This window comes from Streptomyces rishiriensis, from assembly GCF_003112535.1.
In the GTDB taxonomy this organism is placed as follows: domain Bacteria; phylum Actinomycetota; class Actinomycetes; order Streptomycetales; family Streptomycetaceae; genus Streptomyces; species Streptomyces rishiriensis.
Map to the genome: position 1 here is coordinate 1 of NZ_BEWA01000012.1, position 15,164 is coordinate 15,164.

Sequence of the window (15,164 nt, forward strand, 5' to 3'; positions counted from 1 at the left end):
CGGAAGGCGGAGCTCGAACAGAGCTCCGCCTTCCTGCGTCCGACGTCCGGCGTCCGGCGTCCGGCGTCCGGCGTCCGGCGGACCGTGCGCGTGCTGCCGTGCCGGACGGCCGCAGCCCGGGGGACGGCCGCAGCCCCGCACCGCACCCCCGCCGCACCGCCCCGCCCGCACCCCCGTCCCGGCCATGGGCCGTGTCGAACGGTGGCCGTGACGGCCGAACGAGCGTGCCGCTGCGCGTCGTCGGGCAGGTTGGCCGGCACCCGCCCCCGCTGCCCCCACGATCCGGCCACCTCCACGTCGGCCGCTCACCGACCGGCGCGGTGACCGACGCCCACCGGGCCGCGGCCGGGCGGGCGTCGCGACCGCCGAGGGGGCGAGTGGCTGCTGGACGCGCGCACGGGCAAGGTCACCCAGGCCCGGACGCCTGATCGGCCGACCACCGGTCCGGCTCTCCGCCGGTCAGGCTGTCCCGCCGTCCGGCCGTCCGGCCGTCTTGCTCTTCGGCTCTCCGGCTCTCCGGCGGGGGAAGGCGCCCGCGGGGGCCCGGCGGCTCACCCCTCGGTGAGTCCCGCCACCAGTTCGTCCGCCGCGCGGTAGGGGTCCAGCGCGCCGGTGACGATGCGTTCGGCGAGCGCGCTCAGGCGGCGGTCGCCGTGCAGGTCGCCGATGCGTTCGCGCAGGGCGGTGACGGCGATCGTCTCGACCTCGCGGGCCGCGCGGGAGCGGCGCCGCTCGGCGAGGACGCCGTGCTCCTCCATCCAGGCGCGATGCTTCTCCAGCGCCTGGACGACGTCGTCGACGCCCTCCGCGCGGGAGGCGACCGTCTTCACGATGGGCGGCCGCCAGTCGCCGGGCGCGCGGGCCTCGCCGAGACCGAGCATGTGGTTCAGCTCCCGCGCGGTGACGTCCGCGCCGTCCCGGTCGGCCTTGTTGACGACGTAGACGTCGCCGATCTCCAGGATCCCGGCCTTGGCGGCCTGGATGCCGTCGCCCATGCCGGGGGCGAGCAGCACCACGCTGGTGTCCGCCTGCGAGGCGATCTCCACCTCGGACTGGCCGACGCCGACCGTCTCGACCAGGATCACGTCGCAGCCCGCCGCGTCCAGCACGCGGATCGCCTGCGGGGCCGCCCAGGCGAGGCCGCCCAGGTGGCCCCGGGTGGCCATGGAGCGGATGTAGACGCCCGGATCCGAGGCGTGCTCGGACATCCGGACCCGGTCGCCGAGCAGCGCCCCGCCGGAGAACGGCGAGGACGGGTCGACGGCCAGCACGCCGACCCGCCTGCCCTGTCTGCGGTAGGCGGTGACCAGCGCGGAGGTCGTGGTGGACTTGCCCACGCCCGGCGAACCGGTCAGGCCCACGACGTAGGCGTTGCCGGTGAGCGGGGCCAGAGTCGCCATGACCTCCCTGAGCTGCGGGGACGCCCCCTCGACCAGGGAGATCAGCCGGGCCACGGCCCGGGGCCGGCCTTCCCTGGCCTGGGCGGCCAGCGAGGAGACGTCCTGCATCACAGCTCCGTTCAGCTCCGTTCAACGCGGTTCAACGCGGTTCAACGCGGTTCAACGCGGTTCAACGCGGGTCAGCGCGGGCCGGCGCGGTTCCGCTCGCACCCGCTCCGCGGCGGATCCGCGGCCGAGGACGCGGCGGATCCGCCGTCCGGTTCGACGACGACCTCAGGCCTTGGCCACCCGGACGATCAGCGCGTCGCCCTGACCGCCGCCGCCGCACAGCGCGGCCGCGCCGACGCCGCCGCCCCGGCGCTTGAGCTCCAGCGCCAGATGCAGGACGAGCCGGGCGCCCGACATGCCGATCGGGTGACCCAGGGCGATGGCGCCACCGTTGACGTTCACCTTTTCCGTGGAGACGCCCAGGTCCTTCATTGACTGCACCGCGACAGCGGCGAAGGCCTCGTTGATCTCGATCAGGTCGAGGTCGGCGACCTCCAGGCCCTCCTTCTTCAGCGCGTGCAGGATGGCGTTGGAGGGCTGGGACTGCAGTGAGTTGTCCGGTCCGGCCACGTTGCCGTGGGCGCCGATCTCCGCGATCCACTCCAGGCCGAGCTCCTGCGCCTTGGCCTTGCTCATCACGACCACGGCCGCCGCGCCGTCGGAGATCTGCGAGGAGGTGCCCGCGGTGATCGTGCCGTCGCGGGTGAACGCCGGGCGGAGCTTGCCCAGGGACTCCGCCGTGGTGTCGGCGCGGATGCCCTCGTCCTTGCTGAAGACGACCGGCTCGCCCTTGCGCTGCGGGATCTCGACCGGGGTGATCTCCGCCTCGAAGACGCCGTTCTTCTGCGCGGCGGCGGCCCTCTGATGGCTCAGCGCGGCGATCTCGTCCTGCTCGGGACGCGCGATGCCGAGGCGGGTGTTGTGCTTCTCGGTGGACTCACCCATCGCGATGTTCTCGAAGGCGTCGGTCAGGCCGTCGTACGCCATCGCGTCGAGCATCTCGATCGCGCCGTACTTGAAGCCCTCGCGGGACTTGGGCAGCAGGTGGGGGGCGTTGGTCATGGACTCCTGGCCACCCGCCACCACGACGTCGAACTCACCCGCGCGGATCAGCTGGTCCGCGAGCGCGATCGCGTCGAGGCCCGACAGACACACCTTGTTGACGGTGAGCGCCGGGACGTTCATCGGGATGCCGGCCTTGACGGCGGCCTGCCGGGCCGGGATCTGGCCCGCCCCGGCCTGCAGCACCTGGCCCATGATCACGTACTGCACCTGGTCGCCGCCGATCCCCGCGCGGTCGAGGGCGGCCTTGATCGCGAAGCCGCCGAGGTCGGCGCCGGAGAAGGACTTGAGGGAGCCCAGCAGCCGTCCCATGGGCGTACGCGCGCCCGCGACGATCACCGAGGTCGTGCCGTTGGAGCCAGTCGATCCAGTCATGAGCTGCGATTCCCCTTACCGGCCTGCACAGGCCGAGGAGTGAACGAGGGTTTACTTCGAATGTACTGAGTGGCACTCCGTGCCGTCATCGGGCCGTCAGTGTGATCGCGCGCACGTTGCGTAACCACCTCGGGCGCGCTGCACTGACATCATGCTGACGCGAATCGACCACATCGGGATCGCCTGCCACGACCTCGACACGACCGTCGAGTTCTACCGTTCCACATACGGCTTCGAGGTGTTCCACTCCGAGGTCAACGAGGAGCAGGGCGTGCGCGAGGCCATGCTCAAGATCAACGACACGTCCGACGGGGGCGCCTCCTACCTGCAGCTTCTCGAACCGACGCGCGAGGACTCCGCCGTGGGCAAGTGGCTCGCCAAGAACGGCGAGGGCGTCCACCACATCGCTTTCGGTACGGCGGATGTGGACGGCGACGCCGAGGCCATCCGTTCCCAGGGCGTACGCGTTCTGTACGAAGAGCCCCGACGCGGCTCCATGGGGTCACGAATCACCTTCCTGCACCCCAAGGATTGCCACGGAGTACTGACAGAACTGGTCACATCGGCCCCTGTTGAGTCACCTGAGCACTGACCCTCGTACATATGGGCCGGTAGGGTTGGGCTCGGTCGCCCCTCACACCGGGGCGACCCGGTCCTGCCGTACGGCGGCAGGACCCAGCCGGGGTCCGGGTTTCGGGGGACGAGCGTCGGGGCAGCAGCCCATGCTCCGTCGTTGATCTGACACCATTCCCCGGGAGCCCCGTTCGGCGGATGGACGGAGCTCGTTCGGCAAGCTTGCGACCAGGGACGGATGGGACCGCGCAGTGCGGGGCTACGAGAGCCAGGAGCGGGAACCGGCGGCTGACGTCGACCACCTGACTCGGTTCGAAGCCGAGATGAAGCGGCTGAAGACCGAGCGGGAAAAGGCGATTCAGCACGCCGAGGACCTCGGCTACCAGGTCGAGGTGCTGCGCGCCAAGTTGCACGAGGCGCGTCGCACCATCATGTCCCGGCCCGCCTTCGACGGCGGCGATCTCGGGTACCAGGCCGAACAGATGCTGCGCAACGCGCAGATGCAGGCCGACCAGTTGCGTCAGGACGCCGAGCGCGAGCTCAGCCAGGTGCGGGCGCAGACCCAGCGGATCCTGCAGGAGCACGCCGAGCAGGCGGCCCGGCTGCAGGCGGAGCTGCATCAGGAGGCGGTCACCCGCCGCCAGCAGCTCGACCAGGAGCTCGCCGAGCGCCGGCAGAACGTCGAGTCGCACGTCAACGAGAACGTGGCCTGGGCCGAACAGCTGCGCGCCCGCAGCGAGGCGCAGGCCCGCCGGCTGCTCGACGAGTCGCGGGCGGAGGCCGAGCAGGCCCTGGCCGCGGCCCGCGCCGAGGCGGAGCGGGTCGCCTCCGAGGCACGCCAGCGGCTCCAGGCCGACGCCGAGGCGGCCCGCGCGGAGGCCGAGCAGCTCCTGCTGCGCGCCCGCACGGACGCCGAGCGGCTGCTGAACGCCGCCTCCACACAGGCCCAGGAGGCCAGCGACCACGCCGAGCAGCTGCGCACCTCCACGGTCACGGAGTCCGACGCGGCCCGCCGCCAGGCCGGTGAGCTCAGCCGCGCCGCCGAGCAGCGCATGTCCGAGGCCGAGGAGGCGCTGCGCAAGGCGCAGGCCGAGGCGGACAAGGTGCTCGCGGAGGCGAAGGCCGCCGCCGAGAAGGCGCTCGCCGGCGCGGAGGCGGCCAAGGAGCAGCGCACCCGTACCGCGAAGGAGCAGGTCGCCCGGCTGGTCAGCGAGGCCACCAAGGAGGCCGAGACCACCAAGGCGGACGCCGAGCAGCTCGTCGCCGACGCGCGCGCCGAGGCCGAGAAGATCGTCGCGGAGGCCTCGGAGAAGGCCCGCACGCTCACCGCCGAGGAGAGCGCCACCCAGCTGTCGAAGGCGGCGAAGACCGCCGAGGACGTCCTCAACAAGGCGCAGGAGGACGCTCAGCGCACCACGAAGGCCGCCGCCGAGGAGGCCGAGCGGATCCGCCGCGAGGCGGAGACCGAGGCCGACCGGCTGCGTGCCGAGGCGCACGACATCGCCGAGCAGCTCAAGGGCTCGGCGAAGGACGACACCAAGGAGTACCGCGCCAAGACGGTCGAGCTGCAGGAGGAGGCCCGTCGCCTGCGCGGCGAGGCCGAGCAGCTGCGCGCCGACGCGGTCGCCGAGGGCGAGAAGATCCGCGCGGAGGCCCGCAAGGAGGCCGTCCAGCAGATCGAGGAGGCGGCCCGCTCCGCCGAGGAGCTGCTGTCGAAGGCGAAGGCCGACGCGGACGAGCTGCGCCAGAAGGCCACCTCGGACAGCGAGAAGGTGCGCACCGAGGCCATCGAGCGCGCCACCACGCTGCGCCGGCAGGCCGAGGAGGTCCTGGAGCGCACCCGCGCCGAGGCCGAGCGCTCCCGCGAGGAGGCGGTCGAGCTCGCCGAGACCATCACCTCGAACGCCGAGCAGGCCGCGCGCGAGCTGCGCGAGGAGTCCGAGCGGGCGATCGAGGCCCGGCAGGCGGAGGCCACCGATGAGCTGACCCGGCTGCAGACGGAGGCGGAGGCCCGCCTCGCCTCCGCCGAGCAGGCGCTGACGGACGCCCGGGAGGAGGCCGCGCGGATCCGCCGCGAGGCCGCCGAGGAGACGGACCGGCTGCGTTCGGAGGCCGCGGAGCGGATCCGCTCCCTGCAGCAGCAGGCCGACGCCGAGGCCGACCGGCTGCGCAACGAGGCCGCTTCCGACGCGGCCGCCTCGCGCGCCGAGGGCGAGGCCGTCGCCGTCCGGCTGCGTTCCGAGGCCGCCGCCGAGGCGGAGCGGCTGAAGTCGGAGGCGCAGGACACCGCCGACCGGGTGCGCGCGGAGGCGCAGGCCGCGGCCGAGCGGCTGTCCGCCGAGGCGTCCGAGACGCTGGCCGCCGCCCAGGAGGAGGCCGCCCGGCGCCGGCGCGAGGCCGAGGAGCTCCTCGGCTCCGCCCGCCAGGAGGCCGGCCAGGAGCGCGAGCGGGCCCGCGAGCAGAGCGAGGAGCTGCTGGCCTCGGCGCGCAAGCGCGTGGAGGAGGCGCAGACCGAGGCCGTCCGTCTGGTCGAGGACGCGGACCGGCGGGCCGGCGAGATGGTGTCGGCGGCCGAACAGCACGCGCAGCAGGTGCGCGACTCGGTGGCCGGGCTGCACGAGCAGGCCCAGGAGGAGATCACCGGGCTCCGCTCCGCCGCCGAGCACGCGGCGGACCGCACCCGGCGCGAGGCCGAGGAGGAGGCGGACCGCGTACGCGCCGACGCCTACGCCGAGCGGGAGCGGGCCGCGGAGGACGCGGGCCGGGTCCGCCGGGAGGCGAACGAGGCGTCGGAGGCCGCGCAGGAGCTGGCCGAGCGGACCGTCGGCGAGGCGATCGCCGAGGCGGAGCGGCTGCGTTCGGAGGCGTCCGCGCACGCGCAGCGGGTGCGCACCGAGGTCTCGGACGCCATCGCGCAGGCCGACCAGGACGCGTCGCGCACCCGGGCGGACGCCCGCGACGACGCCAACCGCATCCGCTCGGACGCGGCGACGCAGGCCGACACCCTCATCAACGAGGCCCGCAGCGAGGCGGAGCGGCTCCAGAACGAGACCGTCGCGGAGGCCGAGCGCCTGCAGTCCGAGACGATCGCGGAGGCCGAGCGGCTGCGCGCCGAGTCGGTCGCCAAGGCGGAGAAGCTGATCCAGGACGCGGCCGGGGACGCGGAGCGGCTGCGCGCCGAGGCCGCCGAGACGGTGGGATCCGCGCAGCGGCACGCGGAGCGGATCCGCTCCGACGCGGAGCGCGTCAGGACAGAGGCGGCCGTGGAGGCCGACCGGCTGATGAGCGTGGCCCGCGAGGAGGCCGACTCGACGCTGGACGAGGCCCGCAAGGAGGCCAACAAGCGGCGCTCCGAGGCGGCCGAGCAGGTCGACACCCTCATCACGGAGACCGCGGCCGAGGCGGACAAGCTGCTCACCGAGGCGCAGCAGCAGGCGCAGAAGACCACCGCGGAGGCGGAGGCGCAGGCCGACTCGATGGTGGGCGCCGCCCGCAGCGAGGCGGAGCGGCTGGTGTCCGAGGCGACCGTCGAGGGCAACTCCCGGGTAGAGAAGGCGCGGACGGACGCCGACGAGCTGCTGGTCGGGGCCCGCCGGGACGCCACCGCGATAAGGGAGCGGGCGGAGGAGCTGCGCGACCGCATCACCAACGAGATCGAGTCGCTGCACGAGCGGGCCCGCCGCGAGGCCGCCGAGACGATGAGGTCGACCGGGGACCGTTGCGACGCGCTCATCAAGGCGGCCGAGGAGCAGCTCGCCAAGGCGCAGGCCAAGGCGAAGGAGCTGGTGTCGGACGCCAACTCCGAGGCCGGCAAGGTGCGTATCGCCGCGGTGAAGAAGGCCGAGGGGCTCCTCAAGGAGGCCGAGCAGAAGAAGTCGACGCTGGTGCGCGAGGCCGAGGAGCTCAAGGCCGAGGCGATTCGCGAGGCGCGGCGCACGGTCGAGGAGGGCAAGCGCGAGCTGGAGGTCCTGGTGCGCCGGCGCGAGGACATCAACGCCGAGATCTCCCGGGTCCAGGACGTGCTGGAGGCGCTGGAGTCGTTCGAGGCGCCGGGCGGGGGCAAGGACGGGGGCGTCAAGGCGGCTGCGGCCATCGGAGCCCCTCGATCGGGTGGGAAGTCCTCGGACGGCTAGCGGAATGTGTGGATTGCGTTAAATTCTTGGGCGTTTGCCCGCACCTTTGGCAAGCGGTCCGCCGCCGGGCCACCCAAAAGGGGTGTCATTCTCCAGATCAAACACGCATACGCTCGATGACACACCGCAAAGGCCCCTAGGATTCCACCTATCACCTCACCGGTCTCATTCGACAGGAACCCCATGAGCGACACTTCCCCCTACGGCTTCGAGCTTGTGCGGCGTGGGTACGACCGCGCTCAGGTGGACGAACGCATCTCGAAGCTCGTCTCCGACCGTGACAGCGCTCTGGCCCGTATCACTGCTCTGGAAAAGCGCATCGAGGAGCTTCACCTCGAGACGCAGAACGCCCAGGCCCAGGTAAGCGACGCGGAACCGTCGTACGCCGGTCTCGGTGCGCGTGTCGAGAAGATCCTCCGCCTCGCCGAGGAAGAGGCCAAGGATCTGCGCGAGGAGGCCCGTCGCGCGGCCGAGCAGCACCGTGAGCTCGCCGAGTCCGCGGCCCAGCAGGTGCGCAACGACGCAGAATCGTTCGCTGCGGAGCGCAAGGCCAAGGCTGAGGACGAGGGCGTCCGGATCGTCGAGAAGGCCAAGAGCGACGCGTCGCAGCTGCGTTCCGAGGCGCAGAAGGACGCGCAGTCGAAGCGTGAGGAGGCCGACGCCCTCTTCGAGGAGACCCGTGCCAAGGCCGCCCAGGCCGCCGCCGACTTCGAGACCAACCTGGCCAAGCGCCGCGAGCAGTCGGAGCGCGACCTCGCGTCCCGTCAGCAGAAGGCGGAGAAGCGTCTCGCGGAGATCGAGCACCGCGCGGAACAGCTGCGCCTGGAGGCCGAGAAGCTGCGCACCGACGCCGAGCGTCGTGCGCGTCAGACCGTCGAGACGGCGCAGCGTCAGGCCGAGGACATCGTGGCCGACGCCAACGCCAAGGCGGACCGCATCCGTTCGGAGTCCGAGCGCGAGCTGGCGGCTCTCACCAACCGCCGCGACTCGATCAACGCTCAGCTGACGAACGTGCGCGAGATGCTCGCCACGCTGACCGGCGCCGCGGTGGCCGCCGCCGGCACGCCGTCCACGGACGACGAGCCGATCTCCCGTGGGGTTCCGGCGCAGCAGTCCCGGTAACGTCCGGGGGTACGGCGACCGAACATCGGTGAAGCCCTTTGCCACTCCGGTGGCAGAGGGCTTTGTCGCGCTCTAGCGTGGCCGCATGATCGAGCTCGAGGGGCTGACGAAGCGGTACGGCGAGAAGGTGGCGGTGAACGACCTCACCTGCACCGTCAGACCGGGCATCGTCACGGGCTTCCTCGGCCCCAACGGCGCCGGCAAGTCCACCACCATGCGGATGATGCTGGGCCTCGACCGGCCGTCGGCCGGGGACGTCCGGATCGACGGGCAGCACTACGACCGGCTCAAGGACCCTCTGAAGTGCATCGGCGCCCTGCTGGACGCCAAGGCCATGCACGGCGGGCGCAGCGCCTTCAACCATCTGCTGTGTCTGGCGCAGAGCAACGGCATCCCCCGGAGCCGGGTGCACGAGGTGCTGGACACCGTCGGCCTGACGGCGGTGGCGAAGAAGAAGGCCAAGGGGTTCTCGCTGGGCATGGGCCAGCGGCTGGGCATCGCGGGCGCGCTCCTCGGCGACCCGCGGATCCTGATGTTCGACGAGCCGGTCAACGGGTTGGACCCCGAGGGCATCCACTGGATCCGCAACCTGATGAAATCGCTGGCCGCGCAGGGGCGGACGGTGTTCGTCTCCTCCCACCTGATGAGCGAGATGGCGCTGACGGCCGACCACCTCGTGGTGATCGGGCAGGGCCGGCTGCTCGCCGACACCTCCATGGCCGACTTCATCGCGCAGAACTCGCGGTCGTACGTGCGGGTCCGCACCCCGCAGCGCGAACGGCTGCTCGACGTCCTGCACGGCGCCGGGATCACCGTCGTGGAGACCGGCAACGGCACGCTGGAGGTGGACGGCGGCAAGCCCGAGCGCATCGGGGAGCTGGCCGCGCAGCACCAGGTCGTGCTGCATGAGCTGAGTCCGCAACGGGCCTCGCTGGAGGAGGCGTTCATGCAGCTGACCGCGGAGTCGGTGGAGTACCACGCGCACACGGACGCACCCCCGGAGCAGCGGTGGGGCGACGACTGGACGAGGAGCTGACGATGGCGGCGACCCAGGTCATCCGGTCCGAGTGGACCAAGATCCGGTCGGTGGCGTCCACGGTGTGGACGCTCTCCCTCGCGGTGGTCGTCACCGTCGCCCTCGGCATGCTGATCTCGGCGTTGTCGAACAACGACTTCGACCACATGAGCCGCAACGACCGGCTCTCGTTCGATCCCACGTTCATCAGCTTCGCCGGGATGAGCCTCGGCCAGCTCGCGATGATCGTGTTCGGGGTGCTGGTCGTGTCGAACGAGTACAGCACCGGGATGATCCGCACCTCGCTGGCGGCGGTGCCGCAGCGCGGCGTCTTCCTGTTCAGCAAGATCGCCGTGGCCGGCGGGCTGGCGCTGGCCGTCGGCCTCGCCACCAGCTTCGTCACGTTCTTCGGCGGTCAGGCCATGCTCGGCTCCCACCGGGCGGCGATCGGGGACAGCGGGGTCCTGCGGGCGGTCATCGGCGGTGGCCTCTACATGACCCTCATCGCCGTGTTCTCGATGGGCGTGGCCACGATGCTGCGCTCGCCGATGCTCTCGCTCGGCATCCTGATGCCGTTCTTCTTCCTGATCTCGAACATCCTCGGCAACGTCTCCGCTACGAAGAAGGTCGGCCGGTACCTGCCCGATCAGGCAGGCAGCAAGATCATGCGGGTGGTGACGCCGATCGACGACGACACCCCGTACGGGCCGTGGGGCGGGTTCGCCATCATGGCGCTGTGGGTGGTGGCCGCGCTGGCGGGCGGCTACCTGCTGCTGAAGAAGCGCGACGCCTGACAGGACCCGACGCCTGACAGGACCCGAGGCCTGACAGGACCCGGCGCCTGACGCTTCGGTCTTTGCTTTCATTTGAGCGGAACCGTCAGCGCCCCGATATCCTCCTAACCCTTACGGGGGCGTGCGCCCTGCTGTCCTGATCCTTTCGATGGGTGCGGAGCATGATCGAAGCAGTCGGCCTGACCAAGCGCTACGGCGACAAGACCGCTGTTCACAACCTTTCCTTCCAGGTGCGGCCCGGCGCCGTGACCGGCTTCCTCGGACCCAACGGCTCGGGCAAGTCGACGACCATGCGGATGATCCTCGGCCTGGACAACCCGACCGCGGGCACGGTGACGATCGGCGGCTATCCGTACCGCAAGCTGCCGAACGCGGCCCGCCAGGTGGGCGCGCTGCTCGACGCCAAGGCGGTGCACGGGGGCCGGCACGCCCGTAACCACCTGCTGTGCCTGGCCCAGCTGTCCGGCATCCCGGCCCGCCGGGTCGACGAGGTGCTCGGCGTCGTCGGCCTCCAGGACGTGGCCAAAAAACGCTCCAAGGGTTTCTCCCTGGGCATGGGGCAGCGGCTCGGCATCGCGGCCGCGCTGCTCGGCGACCCGCAGGTGCTGCTCTTCGACGAGCCGGTCAACGGCCTCGACCCCGAGGGCATCCTCTGGGTGCGCAACCTGATGAAGTCCCTGGCCGCCGAGGGCCGCACGGTGTTCGTCTCCTCCCACCTGATGAGCGAGATGGCCCTGACCGCGGACCATCTCGTCGTCATCGGGCGCGGACAGCTCCTGTCCGACATGAGCGTCACCGACTTCATCTCGGCCAACTCCGCCGACTTCGCCAGGGTGCGCACCCCGCACACCGACCCGCCGCTGCGCGAGAAGCTGGCCTCGGCGCTGACCGAGGCGGGCGGCCACGTGCTGCCCGAGCCGGACGGCGCGCTGCGGGTGACCGGTCTGCCGCTGCCCCGCATCAGCGACATCGCCCACGACTCCGACGTCCGTCTGTGGGAGCTGTCGCCGCATCAGGCCTCGCTGGAGGAGGCGTACATGCGGATGACGCAGGGCGCCGTCGACTACCGCTCGACCGTCGACCAGAAGGCCGGACTCCAGCAGCCGCTGCCGCCGGGCGTCCAGCCGCCGATGCCGGTGCCGGGACAGGGACAGCCGGGCTGGTACGCCCCGCCGCCCCCGCAGCAGGGCTACGCGGCCCCCCAGTCCGCCCAGACGCCTCCGGCGGCCCCCTACGGGGCGTACGGCGTCCCCGGCGCGCCGGGGACGGCTCCCGGACCCGGTGGAGCCAACCCGTACGCGGCGCCCGCACAGGCCCCGGCAGCGCAGGCTCCCGCCCCGGCCCAGGCCCCTGCCGCGCCCGCCACCCCTGCCCCCGCCCCCGACGCCGCCCCTGCCCCCGACGCCGCTCCGACCAAGTCCGAGGACGCCCGATGAGCACCCCGCAGCACCAGTCGCCGCAGGCCGCGCCCGCCTGGCAGGCGCCCGGTCCCTCGTACGGCCAGGCCGGCCCCGGCTACACCTCGCCGATCCCGGTCGTGCGCACCCACCTCGGGCATGCCGTCGCGTCGGAGTGGACCAAGATCCGGTCGGTGCGTTCCACGATGTGGACGCTGGGCGTGTTCGTGCTGCTCGTCGTCGGCATCGGCCTGCTGGCCGGCGCGGTGGTCGCCTCGAGCGCCTCCGAGAGCGACCTCGGCGACCAGACCGCCCTGTCGTTCGGGTTCTTCGGGATCCTGCTGGGCAGCATGTGCGTCATCACGCTGGGCGTGCTGACCACGGCCTCGGAGTACGGCACGGGCATGATCCGCACGACCATGGTGGCCTGTCCGTCGCGCGGCCGGGTCCTCGCGGCGAAGGCGGTCGTCTTCTTCGCCGTCGCCTTCACGGTGACGCTCCTGTCGTCCGGCCTCGTCGCGCTGATGCACGTGGGGATGCTGGGCCAAGCCCGGCAACCGACCGGCGAGGAGTGGCTGAAGGCCACCGTCGGCGTGTCCCTGTACGTCGCGCTGCTCGGGCTGCTCTCGCTGGCCGTCGGTTCGATCATCCGGCACTCGGCCGGCGCGATCACCATCATGATCGGCGTCCTGCTGGCCCCGCTGGTCATCGCGATCTTCATGTTCTCGTCCTCGCTGGAGAACCTGCGCCAGGCCCTGTTCGAGTACTCGATCCCGAACCAGCTGGGCGTCTTCTACGCGACCTCGCTCAGCGAGAGCGGCCCGAGCGGCTGGGACCCGCTGTGGATCGCGCTGGGCGTGACCGCCGTCGCCCTCGGCGCCGCCTTCGCCCTGCTGGAGAAGCGGGACGTCTGATCCGCCGCGAGGCCGCCCGATCCGTTCGGGGCCGGGGCCGGGGCTAGAACCTCGGCGCGTTACGGGACCGCTGCACCCCCGGGGTGCGGCGGTCCCGTGCGTTCCAGCACGCCTTGTGCCAGTGCCGGCGGTCGTCGACGCCGGCGTGCTCGGGCCAGGCGACGACGTGCGGGACGCCGTCGGGGATCAGCTGGTCGCAGCCGGGGCACCGGTACGCCTTGCCCTGCGCGCTCGAACCGGCCACGTGCCGCACGCTCCACCGCTCGCCCTGCCAGGCCTCCGCCGACTGCCAGCCGCCGTAACGGCTCGCGGTGTCGTCCTCGGCGCTCCGGCCGGACGAGCTCTCACCCTTGGGTCGGTTGCGGCGCGGGGACACGGGACACCTCACGGGGCTCTACGGGAAGCGGGCTCGGCGTCCAGCGTACGCGGCCCGGACCGGGGCACCCGGGGGGCAGCCGTCCCCCGCAAGTCACCCTGCCGAACGCCGCATTCTGCAGACAATCCGCAAATCTCTCCGCCAGGCCGTGTCCTCGGCACGTGTCGGACGGTTATGCCCGGTGGGGGAGCTCCGTGTCGGAGCCAAGGAAGCAGGAATGTCCATGCGTGTCGGAAGTTTCGTGTTGGGAGCCCAGTTCCCCGGCCAGGGCCAGGGTGAGGCGCTGCACCGTGCCGTCCGCTCGGCCGAGGTGGCCGAGGAAGCGGGCCTGGACTCGGTCTGGCTGGCCGAGCACCACTTCGTGCCGTACGGCACGTGCCCGTCGGCGGTCACGCTCGCCGCGCTGCTGCTGGGCCGCACCCGGCGCATCCGGGTCGGCACGGCGGTCAGCGTGCTGCCCACCGTCCATCCCGTGGCCCTCGGCGAGCAGGCCGCGCTGCTGCACCTGACGAGCGGCGGCCGTTTCTCCCTGGGCGTGGGCCGCGGCGGCCCGTGGGTCGACCTGGAGGTGTTCGGCCCGGGCCTGCAGGCGTACGAGCAGGGGTTCCCGGAATCACTCGATCTGCTGGTCCGCTGGCTGCGCGAGCCCTCGGTCGGAGCGGACGGCGAGCGCTTCCGCTTCCGCGAGGTCCCCGTGGTGCCCAGGCCCTCGGAGGCCCTGACCGACACGCCGGGGCCGGAGGTCGTCGTGGCGTGCACCTCGCCCGCGAGCGTACGGCTGGCCGCCGAGCGCGGGCTGCCGATGCTGCTCGGGATGCACGTCGGGGACGAGGAGAAGGCCGAGATGGTCGCCCAGTGGCGGCGCTGCGCGCGGGCGGCCGGGCGCTCCGGGGACGAGATCCGCGCCGCGGCGCACGTCTCGGCGGGCGTCTGCCAGATCGCGGACCGGCGCACGGACGCCGTGGAGACCTTGGTGAAGGCGATGCCGGGCTGGCTGAGGCAGGGCCTGGACGCCCATGTGACGGTGGACGGCCGAGCCCGCAGCATGCGGGACCCGGTGGCGTACACCGAACTGCTCTGCGGGCTGCACCCGGTGGGCACCCCGCGGTTGTGCGCCGACCGCCTGGCGGCGACCAGCGAGCGGACCGGCATCTCGCGCTTCGCCCTGCTCGTCGAGGGCTCCGGTGACCTGGCGGCCACGGAGGAGAACGTACGGCGGCTGGGCTCGGAGGTGCTCCCCCACCTCCGGTGAACAGCCCAGCCGACCACGAGGCCTGCCGCTCCCGTGTCTGTGGAACCTCCCGCGTCAGGAGCGGCAAGCGACAGCTTCACAGGTTCAGCAGTCCCGGAATTCCGGGGACTGGTTCAGCACCTGGCTGCGGACCGAGGTGAAGCGGCTGAGCTTCTCGTCGACAGCCGGGTCCAACGGGAACACCGCCACCCGGTGGCAGTTCTGGAAGGCCAGCCGCACACCGAAGTGCCGCTGCAGCGCACCGCGTATGGCGTCACTCGCGAGCGCGCGCAGCAGCTGACCGCGTGCCTGCTCGTCCGGCGGGGGCGTCTGGTTGTCGGCGAAGTCTCCGCCGTCCACCTTCAGCTGGGCCACCAGGGAGCTGACCATCTCCCACGCGTAGGGCAGGGAGGTCCGGACGCAGTCGACGAATTCTGCTTCGTCGACCTCGCCTCGCTCGGCCTGATCGAGTAGGGCCGGTGAGACGTCGAGCGACATGGGTACTCCTCTCGCACCCCCGGGACAACAGGGGTTGACGGACAGGGAAAGGGAGTCCGCATGCCGAAACACCGCACACGCTGAGTACACGCATCGCGACCTCCCGTTCACTACGGTAGGCAACGGACCGTGACCGCACCAGGAGAATGGGCACATAGGGAACCCGGGTTGGGCACACTATCGGCCACTGTCGAGTGCCCGCCGAACGATCTTTTTCCAGGGCGAA

General features: G+C 72.1%; 12 protein-coding genes. 8 read left to right on the forward strand and 4 right to left on the reverse strand.

Annotated features, from left to right (window positions below; genetic code table 11):
• Positions 1-551 precede the first annotated feature (551 nt).
• Positions 552-1,508 (reverse strand): methylmalonyl Co-A mutase-associated GTPase MeaB, encoded by a 957-nt coding sequence (gene meaB / locus Sri02f_RS19335; RefSeq protein ID WP_109002581.1) that lies wholly within the window; start codon positions 1,506-1,508, stop codon positions 552-554.
• Positions 1,509-1,673: 165 nt separating this feature from the next.
• Positions 1,674-2,885, reverse strand: coding sequence for an acetyl-CoA C-acetyltransferase (locus Sri02f_RS19340; RefSeq protein WP_109002582.1), 1,212 nt, complete (start codon positions 2,883-2,885; stop codon positions 1,674-1,676).
• A gap of 151 nt (positions 2,886-3,036) precedes the next feature.
• Here Sri02f_RS19340 and mce point away from each other — a divergent pair, with 151 nt between their 5' ends.
• The 7 genes from mce (at position 3,037) to Sri02f_RS19375 (ending at position 12,833) form a co-directional block, all read left to right on the forward strand.
• Positions 3,037-3,477 (forward strand): methylmalonyl-CoA epimerase, encoded by a 441-nt coding sequence (mce, locus tag Sri02f_RS19345; RefSeq protein ID WP_109002583.1) that lies wholly within the window; start codon positions 3,037-3,039, stop codon positions 3,475-3,477.
• 232 nt (positions 3,478-3,709) lie between these two features.
• Positions 3,710-7,591, forward strand: coding sequence for a polarized growth protein Scy (gene scy / locus Sri02f_RS19350; protein WP_109002584.1), 3,882 nt, complete (start codon positions 3,710-3,712; stop codon positions 7,589-7,591).
• 183 nt (positions 7,592-7,774) lie between these two features.
• Positions 7,775-8,713 carry a coiled-coil domain-containing protein gene (locus Sri02f_RS19355; protein ID WP_079659495.1) on the forward strand — a complete coding sequence of 313 codons (939 nt, stop codon included), beginning with the start codon at positions 7,775-7,777 and terminating at the stop codon, positions 8,711-8,713.
• An 85-nt stretch (positions 8,714-8,798) separates the two neighbouring features.
• A complete protein-coding gene (locus tag Sri02f_RS19360; RefSeq protein WP_109002585.1) occupies positions 8,799-9,749 on the forward strand; it encodes an ABC transporter ATP-binding protein in 951 nt (316 codons plus the stop codon).
• A gap of 2 nt (positions 9,750-9,751) precedes the next feature.
• A complete protein-coding gene (locus Sri02f_RS19365) occupies positions 9,752-10,522 on the forward strand; it encodes an ABC transporter permease (protein ID WP_109002586.1) in 771 nt (256 codons plus the stop codon).
• A gap of 161 nt (positions 10,523-10,683) precedes the next feature.
• Positions 10,684-11,958, forward strand: a complete 1,275-nt coding sequence (locus Sri02f_RS19370) for an ABC transporter ATP-binding protein (protein ID WP_109002587.1) — start codon at positions 10,684-10,686, stop codon at positions 11,956-11,958.
• Entirely contained in the window at positions 11,955-12,833 is an 879-nt protein-coding gene (locus Sri02f_RS19375) for an ABC transporter permease (protein WP_109002588.1), read from the forward strand. Before Sri02f_RS19370 ends, Sri02f_RS19375 begins: the two co-directional genes overlap by 4 nt.
• A gap of 43 nt (positions 12,834-12,876) precedes the next feature.
• Here Sri02f_RS19375 and Sri02f_RS19380 read toward each other — a convergent pair whose 3' ends face one another.
• Positions 12,877-13,209, reverse strand: coding sequence for an Rv1322 family protein (locus tag Sri02f_RS19380; protein ID WP_109002589.1), 333 nt, complete (start codon positions 13,207-13,209; stop codon positions 12,877-12,879).
• Between the two features lie 223 nt (positions 13,210-13,432).
• On the opposite strand from Sri02f_RS19380, the gene Sri02f_RS19385 reads away from it, so the two are divergent.
• Positions 13,433-14,461, forward strand: a complete 1,029-nt coding sequence (locus Sri02f_RS19385) for an LLM class flavin-dependent oxidoreductase (RefSeq protein ID WP_109003164.1) — start codon at positions 13,433-13,435, stop codon at positions 14,459-14,461.
• 84 nt (positions 14,462-14,545) lie between these two features.
• Here the strand turns inward: Sri02f_RS19385 and Sri02f_RS19390 are convergent, their stop codons facing one another.
• Complete coding sequence (locus Sri02f_RS19390) at positions 14,546-14,938, reverse strand: SCO5389 family protein (RefSeq protein ID WP_109002590.1); 393 nt, start codon at positions 14,936-14,938, stop codon at positions 14,546-14,548.
• Positions 14,939-15,164: the final 226 nt, after the last annotated feature.